Below are 22,415 nucleotides of genomic sequence, written 5' to 3'. Positions count from 1 at the left end.
GCTCTGAAGTGCGGTTTTATGTGCCCCGGGAAAAGTGCCGGGCCCGCCGAAGTGGGCCGCCCCGCGGCGTGTGGTGGGGGAACGGCGCCATGAGACGCGCGGAGGGGGTCGTTATGGGGCGAAGTGGGGGACTGTGGGGTATGGTGGCCGAAGTGTTTGGGTGACAAGCAAGTCGGAGGTGCCGCAGTGTTTCTCGGCACCTACACGCCCAAGCTCGACGACAAGGGGCGGCTCACGCTGCCGGCCAAATTTCGCGACGCATTGGCAGGGGGGTTGATGGTCACCAAGAGTCAAGATCACAGCCTCGCCGTCTATCCGCGTGCGGAGTTCGAGCAGTTGGCGCGGCGGGCCAGCAAGGCGCCGCGCAGCAATCCGGAGGCGCGGGCGTTTCTGCGTAACCTCGCCGCCGGCACCGACGAGCAGCACCCCGACGGGCAGGGGCGCATCACGCTGTCGGCCGACCACCGGCGCTACGCCGGCCTGTCCAAGGATTGCGTGGTCATCGGTGCGGTCGACTATCTCGAAATCTGGGATGCCCAGGCCTGGAACGACTATCAGCAACTCCATGAAGAGAACTTCTCCGCGGCCAGCGATGAAGCACTCGGCGACATCTTCTGAGGTGCATGCCTGTGCACCGTGGTCTCTGCCCGAACCGACCCTGGCGTACTTCCCCAACGCCAGGTGCGTCTCGGACAGGGGCCTCGGTGCACGGGCGGGACGCCAGCTAGGCCGCACCGGCCGGGGAGGGGTCAGGATGCCTAACCCCGACGATCCGCGTTCCGGCGCAGGTGATTTCGGCCATGTGCCGGTGCTGGCGCAGCGATGCGTCGAATTGCTGGCACCGGCGCTGACCCGGCACAGTCCCGACGGTGCCGGCGCGTTGCTCGTCGACGCCACCCTCGGCGCCGGCGGGCACGCCGAGCGATTCCTCACCGAGTTGCCCGGGCTGCGGCTGATCGGGCTCGACCGCGACCCGAGCGCCTTGGCCATCAGCCGAAACCGGTTGGCTCCCTTCGCCGATCGGGTCACCCTGGTGCACACCCGCTACGACGGCATCGCGGCGGCACTTGCCGAATCCAGTTATCCCACAATCGAATCAGTGGATGGCGTGCTGTTCGATCTCGGGGTCTCCTCGATGCAGCTGGACCGTGCGGAGCGGGGGTTTGCCTACGCCAAGGATGCGCCGCTGGACATGCGGATGGACCCCTCGGCGCCGCTGACCGCCGCCGACATCGTCAACAACTACCCCGAGGCCGAGCTGGCCGACATCCTGCACCGCTACGGCGAGGAGCGATTCGCCCGCCGGATCGCGGCGCAGATCGTCCGCCGCCGCGCCCGCGCTCCGTTCACCTCGACGGCCGAGCTGGTAGCGCTGCTCTACGAGGCGATCCCGGCGCCGGCCCGGCGGACCGGCGGGCACCCGGCCAAGCGCACCTTCCAGGCGCTGCGTGTTGCGGTCAACGACGAGCTGGAGTCGTTGCGCAGCGCCGTGCCGGCCGCGCTGGAGGCGCTGGCGGTGGGCGGGCGCATCGTGGTCCTGTCCTACCAGTCGCTGGAGGACCGGATCGTCAAGCGGTTGTTCGCCGACGCGACGGCCTCCCGTACCCCGCCGGGTCTGCCGGTCGAACTTCCCGGCCACGGGCCACGATTCACCTCGTTGACGCGCGGAGCGGAACGGGCTGACGCGGCTGAGACGGAACGCAATCCGCGCAGCGCCCCGGTGCGGCTGCGCGCCCTGCAACGAGTCGAGCGGGAGAACGGGAAGGCGAAGGCATGAGCACAAAGCGCGAGGCGACGAAGCGCCGCGACAGCGAGCGTCGCGCTCGTCGCGCCGGCGCCACCGGCGTTCGTACCCCCGCCGACCCGTCGTCCCGGCGGGGTCGCGCCCGCAAGTCCACCGCGCCCGCACGCGAGGTCCGGGCGCCGAGGTCGGGGCCGCAGACGAGTCCGATGGCCCGGCCCGTCGACCGCCCGGCCCGGCCCAAGAACACCAGCCAGGCCAAGGCCCGCGCCAAGGCACGTAAAGCGAAGGCGCCCAAAGTAGTTCGGCCCAAGCTGTCCGAACGGCTGGCCATCCGGCTGGCGCAGATCGACCTGCGCCCGCGCACGTTGCTGAGCCGGGTCCCGTTCGTCGTGCTGGTGATCGGGTCGCTGGGCATCGGTCTGGGCCTGACGCTCTGGCTGTCCACCGACGCCGCCGAACGGTCCTACCAGCTCAGCCACGCCCGCGAGCGCACCCGCATGCTGCAACAGCAGAAGGAGGCGCTCGAGCGCGACGTGCGCGAGGCGGAGTCCGCGCCTGCGCTGGCCGAAGCGGCCCGCAAACAGGGCATGATCCCCACTCGCGACACCGCCCACCTGGTTCAGGCGCCCGACGGCAACTGGGTGGTGGTCGGCACTCCCAAACCGGCCGACGGCGTGCCGCCGCCGCCGTTGAACACCAAGCTGCCCGACGAGGGCCCACCCCCGCCGCCCAAGCCGCCGGTGACGCCGCCGGAGGTGGCGGTCCGGGTGATGCCCGCTCCTGGTGACCCGGCCCCGCCCGTTCGCACCGGTCCGCAGGTGCTCCTGCGCGGGCCCGACGGATCCTCGACGCTGGGCAGCACGCAACTGCCCGCCCAGGTGCCCGGTCTGCCCGCCCAGGTGCCCGGTCTGCCCGCCCAGGCGCCGGTGGTGCTGGACCCGCTGCACGGGGTTCCGGTCCAGCTGCCCCCGGTCCCGGCCCAGCTGCCCCAGGTCCCGGGCCAGGTCCCGACTCAGATCGTTCCGCCAGTAGCCGCGCCGGTGCCCGGAATGCCCACCGGCCCAACCGTTCCCGACGTACACGGGGTAGCGCCCCTGCCGGCCGTCGGCGAGCAGGTCGTCCCCGTCGCGCCGGCGGCACCGGCTGTGCCCGGGATCCCGCGATGAGCCGCGACCCCCGCCGGGCGGCCCCGGAGCGCCGCGCCCGTAAACCGCGTGCAGCCCAGGACGTCAAGCAGCCCAGGCGAACTCGCAAACCCAAGCAGGACAAGCCGACTCGCGCCCCCGGCACAGCCCACTCGGCCCGGGAGCGGCGCACCCGTCAGGCGGTGGAAGTGGCGAGCCGTGGGGCGTCGTTCGTCTTCCGGCATCGGGCGGGCAATGTCGTCATCTTGATCTTGATGATCGTGGCCGTCACCCAGCTGTTCTACCTGCAGGTGTCCAACGCGCCGCAGCTCAATGCCCAGGCCGCGGGCCAGCTGAAGGTCACCGACGTCGAACGCGCGATCCGCGGCGCCATCGTCGACCGCCACAACGACCGGCTGGCCTTCACCATCGAAGCGCGCGCCCTGACCTTCCAGCCCAAGCGAATTCGCCAACAGCTGGAAGAAGCCAGGAAGAAGTCGCCACACGCGCCGGACCCGCAGGAGCGCCTCAAAGACATCGCCAAAGAAGTCGCGGGCAAGCTGAACAACAAGCCGGACGCGGCGGCCCTGCTCAAGAAACTGCAGAGCAACGAGACCTTCGTCTACCTGGCCCGCAACGTCGATCCCGCCATCGCACATGCGATCTCGGCCAAGTTCCCCGAGGTCGGCTCGGAGCGCCAGGACCTGCGCCAGTATCCAGGCGGGTCGCTCGCGGCCAACATCGTCGGGGGCATCGACTGGGACGGGCACGGCCTGCTGGGCCTGGAGGACTCGCTGGACGCGGTGCTGGCCGGCACCGACGGATCGGTCACCTACGACCGCGGGTCCGACGGCGTGGTCATCCCCGGCAGCTACCGCAACCGGCACAAGGCCGTGCACGGCTCCACGGTCCAGCTCACCCTGGACGACGACATCCAGTTCTACGTACAGCAGCAGGTGCAACAGGCCAAGAACGTGTCGGGTGCCCACACCGTGTCGGCGGTCGTGCTGGACGCCAAGACGGGTGAAGTGCTGGCGATGGCCAACGACAACACCTTCGACCCGTCGCAGGACATCGGGCGCCAGGGCGACCGGCAACTGGGCAATCTGCCGGTGTCCTCGCCGTTCGAGCCGGGTTCGGTGAACAAGATCATCACCGCCTCGTCGGTCATCGAATACGGGCTGAGCAACCCCGACGAGGTCCTGCAGGTGCCGGGCACAATCTCGATGGGCGGCGTCACCGTGCACGACGCGTGGGAACACGGCGTGATGCCCTACACCACCACCGGTGTGTTCGGGAAGTCGTCCAACGTCGGCACGCTGATGCTGGCGCAGCGGGTGGGGCCGGAACGCTTCTACGACATGGTCCGCAAGTTCGGGCTCGGTCAGCGCACCGGCGTCGGGCTCCCCGGCGAGAGCGCGGGCCTGGTGCCGCCGATCGACCAGTGGTCGGGCAGCACCTTCTCAAATCTGCCTATCGGCCAAGGTGTTTCGATGACACTGCTGCAGATGGCGGGCATGTACCAGGCCATCGCCAACGACGGCGTGCGCATCCCGCCGCGGATCCTCAAGGCCACCATCGCCGCCGACGGAACGCGTACCGAGGAAGCCCGCCCCGAAGGCGTGCGGGTGGTCTCCGCGCAGACCGCGCAGACGGTGCGGCAGATGCTGCGCGCGGTCGTGCAGCAGGACCCGATGGGCTACCAGCAGGGCACCGGCCCGGCCGCCGCGGTCCCCGGCTACCAGATGGCCGGCAAGACCGGGACCGCGCAGCAAATCAACCCGGGCTGCGGCTGCTACTTCGACGACGTCTACTGGATCACGTTCGCCGGCATGGCCACCGTCGACAATCCCCGCTACGTCATCGGCATCATGATGGACAACCCGCAGCGCAACGCCGACGGCACACCAGGGCACTCCGCGGCGCCGCTGTTCCACAACATCGCGGGCTGGCTGATGCAGCGCGAGAACGTGCCGCTGTCACCCGACCCGGGACCGCCGCTGACCCTGCAGGCGATGTAACGCCGACGCAGGCGCGGGAGGTCACCGGCCCCACGGTGGCTGGGTAGGGTGTCAAAGCTGATCCAAGCCGATAATGGCGTTTCGCTCAGCGTCGGACGGGAGGTGATGACGCAGTGGCAGCCGTGCCCACGGATCTGCGTCCCAGCGCCGGCGCGGGCGTCTCGCTGGCCGCGCTGGCCGCCCAGGTCGGCGCCGTGTCCGCGCACGGCGGCGCCGTCGCCGACGTGCCCGTCACCGGCGTGACGTTGCGGGGCCAGGACGTGCGCCCCGGCGACCTGTTCGCCGCCCTGCCCGGGTCGGTCACCCACGGTGCCCGCCACGCCGGCGCGGCCATCGAACGCGGCGCCGTCGCGGTGTTGACCGACGCCGACGGGGTGCTCGAAATGGGTTCGCACGCCGACGCCGTGCCCGTCCTCGTGCACCCCGCTCCGCGCGGCGTGCTGGGTGGTCTGGCCGCCACGGTCTACGGCCGCCCGTCCGACCGGGTTCGGGTCATCGGGATCACCGGCACCTCCGGCAAGACCACCACGACATATCTGGTCGAAGCGGGTCTGCGGGCCGCGGGCCGAATCGCCGGACTGGTCGGCACCATCGGCATCCGCATCGACGGCGCCGACATCCCCAGCGCGCTGACCACCCCGGAGGCGCCCGCGCTGCAAGCCCTGTTCGCGGCGATGGCCGAACGCGGAGTGGACACCGTGGTGATGGAGGTGTCCAGTCACGCGCTCACCCTCGGTCGGGTGGACGGCACCGAATTCTCCGTTGGCGCCTTCACCAACCTCTCGCGCGACCACCTCGACTTCCACCCGAGCATGGAGGCCTATTTCGAGGCCAAGGCGGCGCTGTTCGACCCCGCCTCGGCGTTGCGGGCCCGCACCGTCGTGGTGTGCGTCGACGACGAAGCCGGGCGCGCCATGGCCGCTCGGGCCGGTGACGCGATCACCGTGAGCGTCACCGATACCCCGGCGCACTGGCGCGCTGTCGACGTCGCACCCAGCGGTGCCGCCGGGCAGGAGTTCACCGCCATCGACCCCGCCGGCGTTCACCACCGTGTTGCGATCAACCTGCCCGGGCATTACAACATCGCCAATTCGCTTGTCGCGCTGGCCATTCTGGATGCTGTCGGGGTATCCCCGGAACAGGCGGCGCCGGGACTGCGCCAGACCCGGGTCCCGGGACGGCTCGAACAGGTCGACCGCGGCCAGGACTTCCTGGCGCTGGTCGACTACGCCCACAAGCCGGGCGCGCTGCGCGCGGTGCTGACCACCCTGGCGGGGCCGGGGCGCCGGTTGGCGGTGGTGTTCGGCGCCGGCGGCGACCGTGACCCGGGCAAGCGGGCACCGATGGGCGCGGTGGCGGCCGAACTCGCCGACCTCGTCGTCGTCACCGACGACAATCCGCGCAGCGAGGATCCCGCCGCCATCCGCCGCGAGATCCTGGCCGGCGCCGGCGCCGGCTCCGGCGTCGGCTCCGGCGTCGGCAAGGCCCCGTCGGTGGTCGAGATCGGCGACCGCCGCGAAGCCATCCGGCACGCGGTGGCCTGGGCCGGGCCCGGCGACGTCGTCCTGATCGCCGGCAAGGGCCACGAGACCGGTCAGCGGGTCGGCGACCAGACCCGCCCGTTCGACGACCGGGTGGAGCTCGCGCAAGCGCTGCAGGCGCTGGGGGCCCGCCGATGATCGACCTGACCATCGCCGAGATCGCCGACGTCGTCGGCGGCACCCTGTCCGACATCTCCCCGGAGCTGGCCGCGGCCACCCGTGTCACCGGCACCGTCGAGTTCGACTCGCGCGCCGTCGGCCCGGGCGGGCTGTTCCTGGCGCTGCCCGGCGCCCGCGCCGACGGGCACGACCACGCGGCTTCGGCGGTGGCAGCGGGCGCCGTCGCGGTGCTGGCCGCCCGTCCGGTCGGGGTGCCCGCCATCGTGGTGGCCCCGCGCGCCGCGGCCGACGACCGGGCCGGAGTGCTCGAGCACGACGCCGACGGATCGGGCGCGGCGGTGCTGGCCGCGCTGGCCCGCCTGGCCCGGGCGGTGGCCGTCAAGCTGGTGGCCGGCGGGCTGACGATCATCGGGATCACCGGCTCGTCGGGCAAGACGTCGACCAAGGACCTGGTGGCCGCGGTGCTGGCCCCGCTGGGTGAGGTGGTGGCCCCACCCGGATCGTTCAACAACGAACTGGGGCACCCCTGGACGGTGCTGCGGGCCACCCGCGACACCGACTACCTGATTCTGGAGATGTCGGCGCGGCACCCCGGCAATATCGCCGCTCTGGCCGAGATCGCACCGCCGTCCATCGGCGTGGTCCTCAACGTCGGCACCGCGCACCTGGGCGAGTTCGGCTCCCGCGAAGCCATCGCTCGCACCAAATCCGAACTGCCGCAAGCCGTTCCGTCGTCCGGGGTGGTCATCCTCAATGCCGATGACCCGGCCGTGGCGGCGATGGCCCAGGTGACCGCGGCCCGGGTGGTCCGGGTCAGCCGCACCGCTGGGGGTGACATCTGGGCCGGCCCGGTCACGCTGGACGAGCTGGCCCGGCCGCAGTTCACCCTGCACGCCGGTGACGAGCAGGCCGATATCCGGCTCGGGGTGTACGGCGACCACCAGGTCAGCAACGCGCTGTGCGCCGCCGCGGTCGCGCTGGAATGCGGTGCCGGCATCGATCAGGTTGCGGGCGCGCTCGCCGCGGCGTGTCCGGTGTCGCGGCACCGGATGCAGGTCACCACCCGCGCCGACGGGGTGACGGTGATCGACGACGCCTACAACGCCAACCCGGACTCCATGCGGGCCGGATTGCAGGCGCTGGCCTGGATCGCCCGCGGCGGCTCGGACCCCGCCGCGGCGGCCCGCCGCAGCTGGGCGGTGCTGGGTGAGATGGCCGAGCTCGGGGACGACGCGATATCCGAGCACGATCGCGTCGGCCGGCTCGCGGTGCGATTAGATGTGTCTCGACTCGTTGTCGTGGGAACCGGGAGGCCGATGAGCGCCATGCACCAGGGAGCTGTGATGGAGGGCTCCTGGGGGAGTGAGGCCGTCAGCGTGCCGGACCGCGACGCCGCCTTGGCGCTGCTGCGCGCCGAGGTGCAGCCCGGGGACGTGGTGCTGGTCAAGGCGTCCAACTCGGCCGGGCTGGGGGCGCTGGCCGACGCGCTCGTCGCGATCGGCGACCAGGGGGCGGCCCGCCAGTGAGACAGATCCTGATCGCCGTCGCCATCGCGGTGACCGTGTCCATCCTGCTCACGCCGGCGCTGATCCGGCTGTTCACCAAACAGGGGTTCGGTCACCAGGTCCGCGAGGATGGTCCGCCCACCCACCACAGCAAACGCGGGACTCCGTCGATGGGTGGAGTGGCGATCCTGGCCGGCATCTGGGCCGGCTACGTGGGCGCCCACCTCGCCGGGCTGGCGTTCGACGGCGAGGGCGTGTCCGCCTCCGGACTGCTGGTGTTGCTGTTGGCGACCGCGCTGGGCGGCGTTGGTTTCATCGACGACCTGATCAAGATCCGCCGCTCGCGCAACCTGGGCCTGAACAAGACCGCCAAGACCGTCGGGCAGATCAGCGCGGCCGTGCTGTTCGCGGTGCTGGTGCTGCAGTTTCCCAACAACGCGGGGCTGACCCCGGCCAGCGCCGACCTGTCCTACGTGCGCGAAATCGCCACCGTGACCTTCGCGCCGGCGGTGTTCGTGCTGTTCTGCGTCATCGTGGTCAGCGCCTGGTCGAACGCGGTCAACTTCACCGACGGGCTGGACGGGCTGGCCGCGGGCTGCATGGCGATGGTCACCGGTGCCTACGTGCTGATCACCTTCTGGCAATACCGTAACGCCTGCGTCACCGCGCCGGGCCTGGCCTGCTACAACGTGCGCGACCCGTTGGACCTGGCGCTGATCGCCGCCGCCACCGCCGGGGCCTGCATCGGCTTTCTGTGGTGGAACGCCGCGCCGGCCAAGATCTTCATGGGTGACACCGGGTCGCTGGCCCTCGGCGGCATCATCGCCGGGCTGTCGGTGACCAGCCGCACCGAGATGCTCGCCGTCGTGCTCGGTTCGCTGTTCGTCGCCGAGGTCACCTCGGTGGTGCTGCAGATCTTGGCCTTCCGCACCACCGGCCGTCGGGTGTTCCGGATGGCCCCGTTCCACCACCACTTCGAGCTGGTCGGCTGGGCGGAAACCACGGTGATCATCCGGTTCTGGTTGCTCACCGCGATCACCTGCGGGCTGGGGGTCGCTCTGTTCTACGGTGAGTGGCTTTCCACGATCGGCGCCTGATGCTGGACCCCTTGGCGCCCGGTGCGCCGGTGCTGATCGCCGGAGCGCGGGTGACCGGCCGTGCGGTGCTGGCCGCCCTGACCCGGTTCGGTGCCGCGCCGACGCTGTGCGACGACGATCCCGCGATGCTGGCCCCGCACGCCGACAACGGCGTGGCGACCCTGGACCCCGCCGCGGCGGCCACTCGGATCGCCGAATTCGCGCTGGTGGTGACCAGCCCCGGTTTCCAGCCGACCACACCGGTGCTGGCCGCCGCCAGCGCGGCGGGAGTGCCCATCTGGGGTGACGTCGAACTGGCCTGGCGGCTCGACGCGGCCGGGCACTACGGGCCGCCGCGGCGCTGGCTGGTGGTCACCGGCACCAACGGCAAGACCACCACCACGTCGATGCTGCACGACATGCTGGTCGCCGGCGGGCTGCGCAGCCTGCTGTGCGGCAACATCGGCGACCCGGTGCTCGATGTGCTGGACCAGCCCGCCGATGTGCTGGCCGTGGAGCTGTCCAGCTTCCAGCTGTTCTGGGCGCCGTCGTTGCGGCCCGAGGCCGGCGTGGTGCTCAACATCGCCGAAGACCACCTGGACTGGCACCGCACCATGGCCGACTACACCGCGGCCAAGGCCCGGGTGCTGACCGGGCGGGTCGCCGTCGTCGGGCTGGATGACGCCCGGGCGGCCGCGCTGCGCGAGACCGCCCCGGCCCCGATCCGCGTCGGCTTCCGGCTGGGCCAACCGGGGGTAGGGGAGCTCGGCGTCCGCGGCGGGCAGCTGGTCGACCGCGCGTTCGCCGACGAGCTGCCGCTGGTTCCGGTCTCCTCGCTGCCCGTGCCGGGACCGGTCGGTGTGCTCGACGCCCTGGCGGCGGCCGCGCTCGCGCGCAGCGTCGGGGTGCCCGCCGAGGCGATAGCTCGGGCGCTGGTCGCCTTTGAGCTGGGCCGGCATCGTTCCGAGGTGGTGGCCGTCGTCGACGGCGTCACCTATGTCGACGATTCCAAGGCCACCAACCCGCACGCCGCCGAAGCCTCCGTGCTGGCCTACCCCCGGGTGGTGTGGCTGGCCGGCGGCCTGCTCAAGGGCGCATCCGTGGACGCGGAAGTCGCGCGCATCGCGTCGCGGCTGGTAGGCGCGGTGCTGATCGGCCGCGATCGCGTTGAGGTTGCCGAGGCGTTATCACGACACGCGCCCGATGTCCCCGTCGTACAGGTTGTTACAGGCGAGGATGTTGAGATGCATGCGACTGCTGAGGCTCCTGTTACAAATGTGACACAAGTGGATGACGGTGCTGAGACCATTGGCACTCGCGTGATGACCGCCGCGGTGGCTGCGGCCCGGGAGTTAGCCAAACCCGGCGACACGGTGTTGCTGGCGCCCGCCGGCGCGTCGTTCGACCAGTTCAGCGGATACGCCGCACGTGGCGACGCCTTCGCGGCCGCCGTACGCGCCGCGGCCCGGTAGGCGGGGTGGCTAAGGCATTCTCCCGGCTGCGTCGCCGGGACAAGGCAGAGCAAGTGCTCGAGGCGGACGCGCCGGCGGACGAGGCTCAGGACGAGGCGGGGAACCCCGAACCGGTTCCCGAGGCAGCCGCCGAGCCGGACCCCGGGACCCCGCCCGCAAAGGCGCCCGAGAAAACGCCCAAACCCGAACGCGTCGGCCCCCGCACCCGCTTCGGCACCTGGCTGGGCCGCCCCATGACGTCGTTCCACCTGATCATCGCCGTCGCCGCGTTGCTGACCACGCTGGGCCTGATCATGGTGCTGTCCGCCTCCGGGGTGCGGTCCTACGACGACGACGGGTCGGCGTGGGTGATCTTCGGCAAGCAGGTGATGTGGACGGTGGTGGGCCTGATCGGCTGCTATGTCGCCTTGCGGATGTCGGTGCGGTTCATGCGCCGCATCGCGTTCTCCAGCTTCGCGTTCACCATCGTTTTGCTGGTCCTGGTGCTCGTCCCGGGAATCGGCAAGGAGGCCAACGGCTCCCGCGGTTGGTTCGTGATCGCCGGCTTCTCCATGCAGCCCTCCGAGCTGACCAAGATGGCGTTCGCGATCTGGGGTGCGCACCTGCTGGCCGCCCGGCGCATGGAGCGGGCCTCGCTGCGAGAGATGCTGATCCCGCTGGTGCCGGCCGCGATCGTGGCGCTGACGCTGATCGTGCTGCAGCCCGACCTGGGCCAGACGGTCTCGCTGGGCATCATCCTGCTGGGATTGCTGTGGTACGCCGGGTTCCCGCTGAAGGTGTTCCTCGCCTCGTTGGCGCTGGTCTTCGTCGCCGGCGGAATCCTGGCGGTGTCGGCCGGATACCGGTCGGACCGGGTGCGGTCCTGGCTCAACCCCGAAGACGACCCGATGGACTCCGGCTACCAGGCCCGCCAAGCCAAGTACGCGCTGGCCCACGGCGGCATCTTCGGTGACGGCCTGGGCCAGGGCGTGGCGAAGTGGAACTACCTGCCCAACGCGCACAACGACTTCATCTTCGCGATCATCGGCGAGGAGCTGGGCTTGATCGGGGCGGTGGGTCTGCTGGGCCTGTTCGGGCTGTTCGCCTACACCGGCATGCGGATCGCGCGACGCTCGGCCGACCCGTTCCTGCGCCTGCTGACCGCGACCACCACCCTGTGGGTGCTGGGTCAGGCGTTCATCAACATCGGCTATGTGATCGGGCTGCTGCCGGTCACCGGCCTGCAGCTGCCGCTGATCTCCGCCGGCGGCACCTCGACGGCGGCCACGCTGACCCAGATCGGCATCATCGCCAGCGCCGCCCGGCACGAACCCGAGGCCGTGGCGGCGTTGCGGGCCGGGCGCGACGACAAGGTCAATCGGTTGCTGCGGTTGCCGCTGCCCGAGCCGTACTCGCCGAGCCGTCTCGAGGCGTTCCGCGACCGCAAGCGCCCGCACCCCAAGCCGGCCCCACAGCCGGCCCGCCGCGCACCCCGCGAGGCGCCGCGCCGGGCGGGCGGGCGGCCGCAACCGGCGCTGTCGCGTTCCGCGGATCGGTCCAACCGCCGATCTGGGGGTACCGCTCATTTGCGGGAAAGGCAAAATGGAGCGGGTCAGCAGTACGCCGGCCCGCGCCGCAGCCGGCGCGTGCGCGCATTGGAAGGTCAGCGTTACGGGTGAATGACCAGGTCAGACAATCGGCCGGCGGGCTAGGGGCTCATCCCCTGCCCGCCGGTGCCGCGTTATCGGTGGTGCTTGCCGGCGGCGGCACCGCCGGACACGTGGAGCCGGCGATGGCCGTCGCCGACGCGCTGACCGCGCTGGACCCGCGGGTTCGGATCACCGCGCTGGGCACCGCGCGCGGGCTGGAGACGCGGCTGGTGCCCGAACGCGGCTACCACCTGGAGCTGATCACCCCGGTGCCGTTGCCGCGCAAACCCAGCGGCGACCTGGCCCGGCTGCCACCGCGGGTCTGGCGCGCGGTGCGCGAGACCCGGGCGGTGCTGGACAAGGTGCAGGCCGACGTCGTCGTCGGGTTCGGCGGCTATGTGGCGCTGCCCGCCTACCTGGCCGCCCGCGGATTGCCCGGGGGACGGCGCCGCCGCATCCCGGTGGTGATCCACGAGGCCAACGCGCGGGCCGGGATCGCCAACCGCGTCGGCGCCCGCAGCGCCGACCGCATCCTGTCCGCGGTGCCCGATTCGGGGCTGCGGCGCGCCGAGGTGGTCGGGGTACCGGTACGGGCGACCATCACGGCCCTGGACCGGGCCGCGTTGCGCGCCGAGGCCCGGGCTCACTTCGGCTTCGCCGACGACGCCCGGGTGTTGCTGGTGTTCGGCGGGTCGCAGGGTGCGGTGTCGCTGAACCGGGCGGTGTCGGGGGCCGCCGCCGACCTGGCCGCGGCGGGCGTGTCCGTCCTGCACGCGCACGGCCCCAAGAACACCCTCGAGCTGCGCACACCCGACCCCGGCGACCCGCCCTACGTCGCGGTGCCCTACCTGGACCGGATGGACCTGGCCTACTCCGCCGCGGACCTGGCCATCTGCCGGTCCGGTGCGATGACGGTGGCCGAGGTGTCGGCCGTCGGTCTGCCGGCCATCTACGTGCCGCTGCCGATCGGCAACGGTGAGCAACGACTCAACGCCCTGCCGGTGGTCAACGCCGGTGGCGGCATGCTGGTCGCCGACGCCGACCTGACACCGGAACTGGTGGCACGGGAAGTGGGCGGGCTGCTCACCGACGCCCCCCGGCTGGCGGCGATGACCGCCGCCGCGGCGCAGGTCGGACACCGCGACGCGGCGCAGCAGGTCGCCCAGGCGGCGCTCGAGCTCGCGCGTCGGGTCCGATTGGCCCGTCTACCCGGAGGCCGGCCGTGACCGGCGAACAATTACCCGCTGAGCTGCAGCGGGTGCACATGGTCGGCATCGGTGGAGCCGGCATGTCCGGCGTCGCCCGCATCCTGCTGGACCGGGGCGGGCTGGTCTCGGGGTCGGATGCCAAGGAGTCGCGGGGGATCCACGCGCTGCGGGCGCGCGGCGCGCTGATCCGCATCGGTCACGATGCGTCGTCGCTGGATCTGCTGCCCGGTGGCGTCACCGCGGTCATCACCACCCACGCCGCGATCCCGAAGACCAACCCGGAACTGGTCGAGGCACGTCGTCGCGGCATTCCGGTGGTGTTGCGCCCGGCGGTGCTGGCCAAGCTGATGGCCGGACGGACCACCCTGATGGTCACCGGCACGCACGGCAAGACGACCACGACCTCGATGCTGATCGTCGCGCTGCAGCACTGCGGGCGCGACCCGTCGTTCGCGGTCGGCGGCGAACTGGGGGAGGCCGGCACCAACGCCCACCACGGCAGCGGCGACTACTTCGTCGCCGAGGCCGACGAGAGCGACGGCACCCTGCTGGAATACACCCCGAACGTCGCCGTCGTCACCAACATCGAGTCCGACCACCTGGACTTCTACGGCAGCACCGATGCCTACGTCGGGGTGTTCGACTCGTTCGTGGAGCGGCTGGCGCCCGGGGGTGCCCTGGTGGTGTGCACCGACGACCCGGGTTCGGCCGCGCTGGCCCGGCGCACCGCCGAGCTGGGAATCCGGGTGCTGCGCTACGGGTCGGTGTCCGACTTGTCTGTGTCCGAGCCGCAGGCCGCGACCCTGGTGTCCTGGGAGCAGCGCGGCACCGAAGCGGTCGCGCACATCCAGCTCGCCGGTGAGGCGCAGCAGCGGGTGATGCGGTTGTCGGTGCCCGGCCGGCACATGGCCCTCAACGCGCTGGCCGCGCTGCTGGCCGCGACCGAGATCGGTGCGCCGGTCGACGACGTGCTGGACGGATTGGCCGCCTTCGAAGGGGTGCGCCGCCGGTTCGAACTGGTCGGCACCGCGCACGGGGTGCGGGTGTTCGACGACTACGCCCACCATCCGACCGAGATCGCCGCCACCCTGGCCGCGGTGCGGGCGCTGGTCCAGCAGAGCGGCGGCGGCCGGTCCCTGGTGGTGTTCCAGCCCCATTTGTATTCGCGCACAAAGGCTTTCGCCCAGGAGTTCGGCGCGGCGCTGAACGGCGCCGACGAGGTGTTCGTGCTCGACGTGTACGGGGCGCGCGAGCAGCCGCTGGCCGGCATCAGCGGCGCCAGCGTCGCCGAACACGTCAGCGTGCCCGTCCACTACCTGCCGGACTTCTCCACGGTGGCGCGGCAGGTGGCCGCCGCCGCGGGTGCCGGCGACGTCGTCGTCACCATGGGCGCGGGCGACGTGACCATGCTGGGGCCCGAGATCGTGACCGAGCTGCGGCTGCGGGCGAACCGCGGCGCGCCCGGGCGCCCGGGGGTACTGCAGTGACCGAGCCCCCTGACGGTCAACCGACCGACCTGGTGGCGAACGGCCCGGCCCAGGAGCCGGCCGCAGAACCGGCGGGGGAGACAGCCGAGGCGAACGACGCCGAGGAGTCGGCCACCGAACCGATCACCACCGCTCAGAACCAGGAACGGGCCGAGCCGGCCTCAGAACCCGGTTCAGAACCGGGTAAAGACGAGGACTTCGAGGGTCCGCGCCGGCGTGCCCGCCGCGAGCGCGCCGAACGCCGCGCCGCCCAGGCCCGTGCGATGGCGATCGAACATGCCCGCCGCGAGGCCAAACGCCGCGCCCGCGGCCACGTCCACACCGAGCCCAAACCCGTTGCGCGCGGGGTCGTTCGGGGCTTGAAGATGCTGCTGGCGACGATCCTGCTGCTGGTGGTCGGCGTCGGCCTTGCCTTGATCCTCTACTTCACGCCGGCGATGTCGGCCCGCAGCATCGTCGTCACCGGCACCGGCGTGGTGACCCGCGAGGACGTGCTGGACGCCGCACAGGTGCGGATCGGCACGCCGCTGCTGCAGATCAACACCAACGAGGTCGCCGACCGGGTGGCGGCCATCCGGCGGGTGGCCAGCGCGCGGGTGCAGCGGCAGTATCCGTCGGCGCTGCGGATCACCATCGTGGAGCGGGTCCCGGTGGTGGTGAAGGACTTTCCGGACGGTCCGCACCTGTTCGATCGCGACGGTGTCGATTTCGCGACCGATCCGCCGCCGCCGGCGCTGCCGTATATCGAGGTCGAGAACCCCGGCCCTACCGATCCCGCCACGCTGGCGGCGTTGAAGGTGCTGATGGCGCTGCGGCCGGAGGTCGCGGGTCAGGTGGGCCGGATCGCGGCCCCGTCGGTGTCGTCGATCACGCTCACGCTGTCCGACGGACGGGTGGTGATCTGGGGAACCACCGACCGGGCCGACGAAAAAGCGGAGAAGCTGTCGGCGTTGCTGACGCAGCCGGGCCGCACCTATGACGTGTCCAGCCCCGACCTACCCACAGTTAAGTAGCGCGAGCAGCCGCGAAAGCCCCCATTTCGTGCCGAAATGAGGGGCTTTCGCGTCTGCTCGCGCAACCAACGCAACGAAAAATTACGTGTGGCGCGTCGGCGCGCCTGCACGGCTAGTGCCCGTCGTACCCATACGGTTCTGGTTACGCGGAACTACTTGACATAACTCTAACTCTATGGTTGAGGTTGAGGGTTTTGCAAGCAGACACACCGCAGTGGACTAGGGAACTAAGCCCATCAGGGAGGAAGACGAATGATGACCCCCCCACATAACTATCTGGCCGTCATCAAGGTCGTGGGCATTGGTGGTGGCGGCGTCAACGCCGTCAACCGGATGATCGAGCAAGGCCTGAAGGGCGTCGAGTTCATCGCGATCAACACCGACGCGCAGGCCTTGTTGATGAGCGACGCCGACGTCAAGCTGGACGTCGGCCGCGACTCCACGCGCGGGCTGGGCGCCGGCGCCGACCCCGAGGTCGGCAAAAAGGCTGCCGAGGACGCCAAGGAGGAGATCGAGGAGCTGCTGCGCGGCGCCGACATGGTGTTCGTGACGGCGGGCGAGGGCGGCGGCACCGGCACCGGCGGCGCACCCGTCGTCGCCAGCATCGCCCGCAAACTCGGGGCGTTGACCGTCGGCGTGGTCACCCGGCCGTTCTCCTTCGAGGGCAAGCGGCGCAGCAACCAGGCCGAGAACGGTATCGCCGCGCTGCGGGAGAGCTGCGACACCCTGATCGTCATCCCCAACGACCGGCTGCTGCAGATGGGCGACGCCGCGGTGTCGTTGATGGACGCCTTCCGCAGCGCCGACGAGGTGCTGCTCAACGGTGTCCAGGGCATCACCGATCTGATCACCACGCCGGGTCTGATCAACGTCGACTTCGCCGACGTCAAGGGCATCATGTCCGGCGCCGGCACCGCCCTGATGGGCATCGGCTCCGCGCGCGGCGAAGGCCGTTCGCTCAAGGCCGCCGAGATCGCCATCAACTCGCCGCTGCTGGAAGCCTCGATGGAAGGCGCCCAGGGCGTGCTGATGTCCATCGCGGGCGGCAGCGACCTCGGTCTGTTCGAGATCAACGAGGCGGCCTCGCTGGTGCAGGACGCCGCCCACCAGGACGCCAACATCATCTTCGGCACGGTCATCGACGACTCGCTCGGCGACGAGGTGCGCGTCACGGTGATCGCGGCGGGCTTCGACGCCGGACCGGGCCGCAAGCCGGTCACCGGCACCGAGACCGGCGGCGCGCATCGCATCGAGTCAGCCAAGGCCGGCAAGCTCACGTCCACGTTGTTCGAGCCGGTCGACGCCGTCAGCGTTCCGATTCACACCAACGGTGCGACGCTGAGCATCGGTGGTGACGACGACGACGTCGACGTGCCGCCCTTCATGCGCCGCTGAGGTCTCGTTTTGCTTGCCAGTACGCGACAAACCGAGCGCGGCTTGACGTCGATGCATCCTGGCGGGCAACGGGTTCCGGATACTGGGCACGTGAGCGTTCGTATCCGGCGGGTGACCACCACCCGGGCGGGCGGTGTGTCGAAACCGCCGTTCGACACCTTCAACCTTGGTGACCACGTCGGTGACGACCCGGAAGCCGTGCGGGCCAACCGATCCCGCCTGATCGCGGCCACCGGCCTGCCCGCCGACCGGGTGGCGTGGATGAACCAGGTGCACGGCACCCGGATCGAGGTGGTCGACGGACCGCCGGGTGACCCACTGCCCGACACCGACGGCGTGGTCACCGCGGCGCCCCGGTTGGCCCTGGCCGTGGTGACGGCCGATTGTGTGCCGGTGCTGCTGGCCGACGCGCGGGCCGGCGTCGTCGGGGCGGTGCACGCCGGACGCGTCGGGGCGCAGCACGGCGTGGTGGCCCGGGCGGTCGAGGCGATGCTGGGGCTGGGTGCGCAGACCGGCGACATCTCCGCCCTGCTCGGCCCGGCGGTCAGCGGCCCCAACTACGAAGTGCCCGCGGAGATGGCCGCCGAGGTGGAGGCGGCGCTGCCGGGCAGCCGCACCACCACCGCGAAGGGCACCCCCGGGCTGGACCTGCGTGCCGGAATCGCCGCTCAGCTACGCGATTTGGGTGTGACATCCATCGAGGTCGACCCACGCTGCACGGTGGCCGACCCGACGCTGTTCAGCCACCGGCGCGCTGCGCCGACTGGCCGGCTGGCGTCGCTGGTGTGGATGGAATGACCGCGATGACGGTGGAAGGCTCAGCGCAAACAGAGCGCCAATCGGAATTGACGCGCGCGTTGGCGGCGGTGCGTTCACGCCTGGCGCGGGCCGCCGAGGCGGCCGGCCGCAATGTTGCCGAAATTGAACTTCTGCCGATTACGAAATTCTTCCCAGCAACCGATGTTGCGATTTTGTCCCGATTGGGATGTCGGTCCGTTGGCGAATCCCGAGAACAGGAAGCCGCGGCCAAGGTGACCGAACTCACCCGCTTGTTGGCGGGGTCGCAGCACAGCGACTCTCGCGAAATGCAGTGGCACATGGTCGGCCAGATTCAGCGCAAGAAGGCCCGCGCGCTGGCCCGCTGGGCGCACACGGCGCATTCCGTCGACAACCCTCATCTGGTGACCGCGCTGGACCGCGCGGTCGCGGGCGCACTGGCCGAACACCGCCGCAGCAAGCCGCTGCGGATCTACGTTCAGGTCAGCCTGGACGGGGATGTGTCGCGGGGTGGTGTCGACATTGCCGTGCCCGGCGCGGTGGATGAAATCTGCGCTCAGGTGGACCGCGCCGAGAGCCTGGAATTGATCGGACTGATGGGTATCCCGCCGCTGGACTGGGAGCCCGAACGAGCCTTTGACCAGCTGCAATCGGAGCGCAGTCGGGTGTGCCAGCAATTCCCGAACGCCGTCGGTCTGTCCGCCGGTATGTCGAATGACCTGGAAATCGCCGTCAAACACGGTTCGACGTGTGTGCGTGTCGGTACCGCGCTATTGGGTCAACGGCGGCTACCGTCACCGTGAATAGTCACTGTAGTCACACCTTCATCACAGACAACAAAAATCCCAGGCTACTAAGGGGCAACGATGAGCACACTGCACAAGGTCAAGGCCTACTTCGGGATGGCGCCGATGGAGGACTACGACGACGAGTATTACGACGACCGCACCCCGTCCCGGGGATATCCGCGGCCCCGATTCGACGACGAATACGGCCGTTATGAAGGACGCGACCGCGATTACGACGACCCGCGTCGTGACCCGCGACCGGACCTGCGCGCTGAGCCCGTCGACTACCCGCCGCCCAGCAGCTACCGCGGCGGCTACGCCGACGAGCCGCGCTTCCAGCCTCGCGAGTTCGACCGCCCCGACATGGGCCGGCCGCGCCTGGGTTCGTGGTTGCGCAACTCCACCCGCGGCGCGCTGGCGATGGACCCGCGCCGGATGGCGATGATGTTCGAGGAAGGGCATCCGCTGTCGAAGATCACCACACTGCGTCCCAAGGACTACAGCGAGGCGCGCACCATCGGCGAGCGGTTCCGCGACGGCACCCCGGTGATCATGGACCTGGTGTCGATGGACAACGCCGACGCCAAGCGGTTGGTCGACTTCGCGGCCGGCCTGGCCTTCGCGCTGCGCGGCTCGTTCGACAAGGTAGCGACCAAGGTGTTCCTGCTGTCGCCCGCGGACGTCGACGTGTCCCCGGAGGAGCGCCGGCGGATCGCCGAAACCGGTTTCTACGCCTACCAATAACCCCACTGACTGCTGCTCGGCCCGGTAGGTCAAGGTTGACCGACCGGGCCTGGCGTTTGCCGGACCCGCTCGTCGGATGTGTGCGCCGGCGCGGGGTCGGTAGGCTGGCGGACGCCGGCATTGTTGGCGGCGACACGTGTTTCGTCATCCTCATCGATAAGGTCGGGCTCTCGTTGGTGCTGTTCTTTCAGATCCTCGGGTTTGTGCTGTTCACCTTCTGGTTGCTGCTCATCGCCCGGGTCGTCATTGAGTGGATCCGTTCGTTCAGTCGTGACTGGCGTCCCACGGGTGTCACGGTCGTGATCCTCGAGATCATCATGTCGATCACCGATCCGCCGGTGAAGTTGCTCCGCCGGCTCATCCCACAGATCACCATCGGCGCCGTCCGACTCGACCTGTCCATCCTGGTGCTGTTGCTCGTCGCGTTCATCGGCATGCAGCTGGCGTTCAGCGCCGCCGCGTAGTCCTGGCGACTTTTCGAGCCTTCCCAACCCTTCCCAAGCCTTTGAAAGAGACGGTTCGGCCACGATTCGGAGACAAGTTTGGTGCGCGTGATTTTCATATCTAAGAAACGTGATTTATTGGCTTAGAGATTGAAATTGCTCCTTATTTATTACTCCAATCGGCAACCGCCGAGTCTGGTGTGACAGGATGGGCGGCAGTTGCACGACGGCTACCGTTACGTTCTAGACTTTCCAGATCGTTCGACCGTCCAGGGAACTTGAGGGGACAAAGTAATGCCGCTTACACCTGCCGACGTCCACAATGTGGCGTTCAGTAAGCCGCCTATCGGCAAACGCGGGTACAACGAGGATGAGGTCGACGCCTTCCTTGACCTGGTTGAGAACGAGCTGACCCGGCTCATCGAGGAGAACTCGGATCTGCGTCAGCGGATCGCCGAGCTGGACCAGGAGTTGGCCGCTGGCGGCGGGGGTGGCGCCGCGGCTCCGACGGTCGCTCAGCCGGTCCCGTCCTATGAGCCCGAGCCAGAGCCGGTAAAGCCGGCGCCGGTTGCGGCCCCGGCCCAGCCCAGCAGCAGCAACGAGGAACAGGCGCTCAAGGCCGCCCGCGTGCTCAGCCTGGCCCAGGACACGGCGGACCGCCTGACCAGCACCGCCAAGGCCGAGTCGGACAAGATGCTCGCCGACGCCCGCGCCAACGCCGACCAGATCCTCAGCGAGGCCCGGCACACCGCCGAGACCACGGTTTCCGAGGCACGCCAGCGTGCGGACGCGATGCTCGCCGACGCCCAGTCCCGCTCCGAGACGCAGCTGCGTCAGGCGCAAGAGAAGGCCGACGCCCTGCAGGCCGACGCCGAACGTAAACACTCCGAGATCATGGGGACCATCAACCAGCAGCGCACGGTGCTGGAGGGTCGTCTCGAACAGTTGCGGACCTTCGAGCGGGAGTACCGCACGCGGCTCAAGACCTACCTCGAATCTCAGCTGGAAGAGCTCGGCCAGCGTGGCTCGGCGGCTCCGGTCGATTCCAGCGCCGATGCGGGCGGGTTCGACCAATTCAACCGAGGAAACAACTAGCCGGGAGCCGGCTGGGCGCGCGGCGGGCCTGACGCCCGCCGCCGTCGACCCGCACCGGCTGGAGGGTGACCAATGCTGATCATTGCTCTCGTACTCGCCCTCATCGGGCTCGTCGCCCTGGTGTTCGCGGTCGTGACCAGCAACGAGCTGGTGGCGTGGGTCTGCATCGGCGCCAGCGTGCTCGGCGTGATCCTGTTGATCGTCGACGCGGTACGGGAACGCCAGCACCGCGACGTCGAAGGTGAGGACCCGGACGAGGACGAGACCGGTGACGACGCCGGCGACGCAACCGAGCCCGAGTCTGAGGCCGTCGACTACCCCGAAGAGGCCGACGGCTCCGAAACGGACGCCGAATCCGCGGCAACGCGCGACGAGGGCGCCAAGTAAGGCAAGTAGTCAGCCCGCGGGGGCGCCGCCGGTCGGGGTGGCCAACAGCTCGCGCACCTCGTCGTCGCTGACCTGGTGGAAATCCGCATAGACCTGGCCGACAGCATCGAACGCGGCCGGCATGGTCGCGCACACCACATCGTCAGCCTCCGCGGAGAGCTGCCGGCAGGCCGACAGCGGCCCGACCGGGACGGCGACGACCACCTGCCGCGGTCCGCCGGCTCGCACCGCCCGCACCGCAGCCAGCATGCTCGCCCCGGTAGCGATGCCGTCATCGACGAGGATCACCACGCGATCGGCCGGATCGGCCACCGGGCGCCCGCCGCGGTATGCCTGCTCCCGTCGCTCGAGTTCGGCGGTTTCGCTGTCGATGACCGCGCGGATCTGCTGGTCGCCGATGCCCAGGCTGGACACCACGTCGTCGTTCATCACCACCCGGCCGCCGCTGGCCAGCGCGCCCATCGCCAGCTCCGGCCAGTGCGGCACCCCGAGCTTGCGAACCAGAAACACGTCGAGGTCGGCGCCCAGCGCCGCGGCCACCTCCCACGCGACGGGCACACCACCGCGGGCCAGTCCCAGCACCAGCACGCCAGGTTTCCCGCGGTAGGGCGCTAGGGCGTCGGCGAGCACGCGACCGGCCTCCCGGCGGTCACGAAACCTTCGGGTGGCGGTGCGCCGCAGGAAGCGACTGGGTGGGTTCATGGTCGTACTTTCGGCTGCTGGCAACACCAGCCTACGACCGAACACCACCGCGAGCCCCCCCCAAAACCCCCCAATTTGGGGCCCAAATGGGGGGGTTTTGGGGGGGGGGGCGCGGGGCGGCCCGGGGGGGGCGGGGGGGGGGGTG

19 protein-coding genes and 1 pseudogene are annotated in these 22,415 nt (G+C 70.3%); 19 read left to right on the top strand and 1 reads right to left on the bottom strand.

What is annotated here, in order from left to right; translation table 11 throughout:
* The first annotated feature begins 186 nt into the window (after positions 1-186).
* The 19 genes from mraZ (at position 187) to A9X01_RS03455 (ending at position 21,568) form a co-directional block, all read left to right on the top strand.
* Positions 187-618, top strand: coding sequence for a division/cell wall cluster transcriptional repressor MraZ (gene mraZ / locus A9X01_RS03545; RefSeq protein WP_036359475.1), 432 nt, complete (start codon positions 187-189; stop codon positions 616-618).
* Positions 593-1,777, top strand: coding sequence for a 16S rRNA (cytosine(1402)-N(4))-methyltransferase RsmH (rsmH, locus tag A9X01_RS03540; RefSeq protein WP_436405224.1), 1,185 nt, complete (start codon positions 593-595; stop codon positions 1,775-1,777). The genes mraZ and rsmH overlap by 26 nt, the downstream gene beginning before the upstream one ends.
* Positions 1,774-2,910, top strand: a complete 1,137-nt coding sequence (gene ftsL / locus A9X01_RS03535) for a cell division protein FtsL (RefSeq protein WP_065119310.1) — start codon at positions 1,774-1,776, stop codon at positions 2,908-2,910. Before rsmH ends, ftsL begins: the two co-directional genes overlap by 4 nt.
* On the top strand, positions 2,907-4,889 hold the full coding sequence (locus tag A9X01_RS03530) for a peptidoglycan D,D-transpeptidase FtsI family protein (protein WP_065119309.1): 1,983 nt from the start codon (positions 2,907-2,909) through the stop codon (positions 4,887-4,889). The genes ftsL and A9X01_RS03530 overlap by 4 nt, the downstream gene beginning before the upstream one ends.
* Before the next feature lie 113 nt (positions 4,890-5,002).
* A complete protein-coding gene (locus A9X01_RS03525; RefSeq protein ID WP_065119308.1) occupies positions 5,003-6,568 on the top strand; it encodes a UDP-N-acetylmuramoyl-L-alanyl-D-glutamate--2,6-diaminopimelate ligase in 1,566 nt (521 codons plus the stop codon).
* Positions 6,565-8,076: a UDP-N-acetylmuramoyl-tripeptide--D-alanyl-D-alanine ligase gene (locus tag A9X01_RS03520; protein WP_065119307.1), complete on the top strand. Its 1,512-nt coding sequence runs from the start codon at positions 6,565-6,567 to the stop codon at positions 8,074-8,076. The genes A9X01_RS03525 and A9X01_RS03520 overlap by 4 nt, the downstream gene beginning before the upstream one ends.
* A complete protein-coding gene (gene mraY, locus A9X01_RS03515; protein WP_065119306.1) occupies positions 8,073-9,152 on the top strand; it encodes a phospho-N-acetylmuramoyl-pentapeptide-transferase in 1,080 nt (359 codons plus the stop codon). The genes A9X01_RS03520 and mraY overlap by 4 nt, the downstream gene beginning before the upstream one ends.
* Positions 9,152-10,603, top strand: coding sequence for a UDP-N-acetylmuramoyl-L-alanine--D-glutamate ligase (murD, locus tag A9X01_RS03510; RefSeq protein WP_065119322.1), 1,452 nt, complete (start codon positions 9,152-9,154; stop codon positions 10,601-10,603). The genes mraY and murD overlap by 1 nt, the downstream gene beginning before the upstream one ends.
* Before the next feature lie 5 nt (positions 10,604-10,608).
* Positions 10,609-12,261, top strand: coding sequence for a putative lipid II flippase FtsW (ftsW, locus tag A9X01_RS03505; protein WP_065119305.1), 1,653 nt, complete (start codon positions 10,609-10,611; stop codon positions 12,259-12,261).
* Positions 12,258-13,457 (top strand): undecaprenyldiphospho-muramoylpentapeptide beta-N-acetylglucosaminyltransferase, encoded by a 1,200-nt coding sequence (gene murG / locus A9X01_RS03500; RefSeq protein WP_065119304.1) that lies wholly within the window; start codon positions 12,258-12,260, stop codon positions 13,455-13,457. Before ftsW ends, murG begins: the two co-directional genes overlap by 4 nt.
* A complete protein-coding gene (murC, locus tag A9X01_RS03495) occupies positions 13,454-14,926 on the top strand; it encodes a UDP-N-acetylmuramate--L-alanine ligase (protein ID WP_065119303.1) in 1,473 nt (490 codons plus the stop codon). Before murG ends, murC begins: the two co-directional genes overlap by 4 nt.
* 122 nt (positions 14,927-15,048) lie before the next feature.
* The gene (locus A9X01_RS03490) at positions 15,049-15,939 is read left to right on the top strand and encodes a cell division protein FtsQ/DivIB (RefSeq protein ID WP_436405223.1); all 891 of its coding nucleotides are present in this window, start codon (positions 15,049-15,051) and stop codon (positions 15,937-15,939) included.
* Positions 15,940-16,194: 255 nt separating this feature from the next.
* Entirely contained in the window at positions 16,195-17,334 is a 1,140-nt protein-coding gene (gene ftsZ, locus A9X01_RS03485) for a cell division protein FtsZ (RefSeq protein ID WP_036360997.1), read from the top strand.
* A gap of 90 nt (positions 17,335-17,424) precedes the next feature.
* The gene (pgeF, locus tag A9X01_RS03480) at positions 17,425-18,132 is read left to right on the top strand and encodes a peptidoglycan editing factor PgeF (protein ID WP_081282190.1); all 708 of its coding nucleotides are present in this window, start codon (positions 17,425-17,427) and stop codon (positions 18,130-18,132) included.
* Positions 18,129-18,914: a YggS family pyridoxal phosphate-dependent enzyme gene (locus tag A9X01_RS03475; protein ID WP_155771905.1), complete on the top strand. Its 786-nt coding sequence runs from the start codon at positions 18,129-18,131 to the stop codon at positions 18,912-18,914. Before pgeF ends, A9X01_RS03475 begins: the two co-directional genes overlap by 4 nt.
* A 63-nt stretch (positions 18,915-18,977) precedes the next feature.
* The gene (locus tag A9X01_RS03470) at positions 18,978-19,643 is read left to right on the top strand and encodes a cell division protein SepF (RefSeq protein ID WP_065033917.1); all 666 of its coding nucleotides are present in this window, start codon (positions 18,978-18,980) and stop codon (positions 19,641-19,643) included.
* Positions 19,644-19,816: 173 nt separating this feature from the next.
* A complete protein-coding gene (locus tag A9X01_RS03465; protein ID WP_036361001.1) occupies positions 19,817-20,107 on the top strand; it encodes a YggT family protein in 291 nt (96 codons plus the stop codon).
* A gap of 273 nt (positions 20,108-20,380) precedes the next feature.
* Complete coding sequence (wag31, locus tag A9X01_RS03460; protein ID WP_065119301.1) at positions 20,381-21,181, top strand: DivIVA-like cell division protein Wag31; 801 nt, start codon at positions 20,381-20,383, stop codon at positions 21,179-21,181.
* Between the two features lie 72 nt (positions 21,182-21,253).
* Positions 21,254-21,568 (top strand): SUR7/PalI family protein, encoded by a 315-nt coding sequence (locus A9X01_RS03455; protein ID WP_065119300.1) that lies wholly within the window; start codon positions 21,254-21,256, stop codon positions 21,566-21,568.
* Between the two features lie 9 nt (positions 21,569-21,577).
* Here A9X01_RS03455 and A9X01_RS03450 read toward each other — a convergent pair.
* Positions 21,578-22,308 (bottom strand): annotated as a pseudogene (locus A9X01_RS03450) (phosphoribosyltransferase); the annotation flags it as partial.
* Between the last annotated feature and the right edge of the window lie 107 nt (positions 22,309-22,415).

Origin of the sequence: Mycobacterium asiaticum, from assembly GCF_001668675.1 — a bacterium.
GTDB lineage: Bacteria > Actinomycetota > Actinomycetes > Mycobacteriales > Mycobacteriaceae > Mycobacterium > Mycobacterium asiaticum_D.
This window is presented reverse-complemented; position numbering and strand designations above follow the sequence as displayed.